This window comes from Mesorhizobium sp. P5_C1 (assembly GCF_054049815.1).
Genome location: NZ_JBFULQ010001025.1, coordinates 1 through 1,167 on the forward strand (window position 1 = coordinate 1; position 1,167 = coordinate 1,167).

The window sequence follows — 1,167 nt, forward strand, 5'->3', positions numbered from 1 at the left end:
TTGTATGGGAAAGACGCCGCCATCGAACAACGCGGCAACCCGTGTCGCAGCGGCTAAGCTGGTCTCCCCGTTGATCTTGATAGGTTGCTCCCGCAGCCGAGGCGCTAGGCGCAGCAACAGATCGCGCGCCGCACAAAACGCTCCATCGCCAGCCAGCCCATGATCCGCGACATACTCGCCGATCCGCACCAGCGAATTGGCCTGTTCATCGGAACCGAAACTCTTCGAGCCGTAGATCGCCCGCGGGTGAATATAGACGGACTTTGCCGTCTTCTTGATATCGATCGTACGGTTGCGCTGCGACACCGCCACGGTCGTCCCGATCTTATCGCCCCCGACATTATGCAGGTCTTCCTCCCCGCGAATGTCCGTTTCCTGCGGAATAAAGGAATAACGGTGCGTCGGCAGCTTTCCCGGTCCGGGAACCTCGCCGACGAAGGTGAGGCCCGACAGACCGCCGCGCTCATCCATCAGCTCCTCGGCCGAAAGGTCGCGAAGCCGGAAGAACTCCCACCACATGGCCTTTGCCTCGCGCCGATGCCAATCGAGAATGTTGGCGAGTATCCAGYGCGCCTGCTGGTCGGCATCTCGTGGCCGCGGATCGGCGGGGACGTCCGCCGTCAAACGTTCGATCAGCGGGCCGATCCTTGCCAGCCATGCCGTGACGTTTTCGCTGGCGACCTCGCCTCCGGGTTGGGGCCGCGCAATACTCGCTCCAGCCCCGATTGCCTGCGAGCGGAGCGCTTCCAGCCAGTCCCGTAGACACTGCGTCGACACACAGTCATCGCGGTTGTAGCTCTCGACCACGGATCTGTCTTGTTCGCGAATTTGGTCGGGGTGTCCAAGTTCAAGGCTCGATTGTAGACTGAGCAACGCGACATTGGCGTCGGGAAGAGCCATTTCGCGTTTAAATCCATAAAGCGGCTCCAGCTTCTTGATCGAATAGCTCTCTATGCTGGCACGAAGGCCGTTTCGGACAACGCCGTATAGGTCGACGAACAGCTTCGAGCGCAGCATGTTGTCGAATTCTTCCTCCCGCGTCGCATAGCGTCCCATCAGGCGCTTCAAGGCCCCCGGCTCGTAGGGCGCGTAGTGGTAAACATGCAGGTCCGGATGGGCCTCCCGACGTCGCGACACGAAGTCGATGAAAGCCTCGAAAACCTGCCT

At 60.7% G+C, this 1,167-nt stretch carries 1 protein-coding gene; it reads right to left on the minus strand.

The window, feature by feature from the left end:
- A partial coding sequence (locus ACXJ7R_RS33585) for a ribonuclease H-like domain-containing protein (protein WP_457155548.1) occupies positions 1–1,167 on the minus strand: 1,167 nt, incomplete at both ends.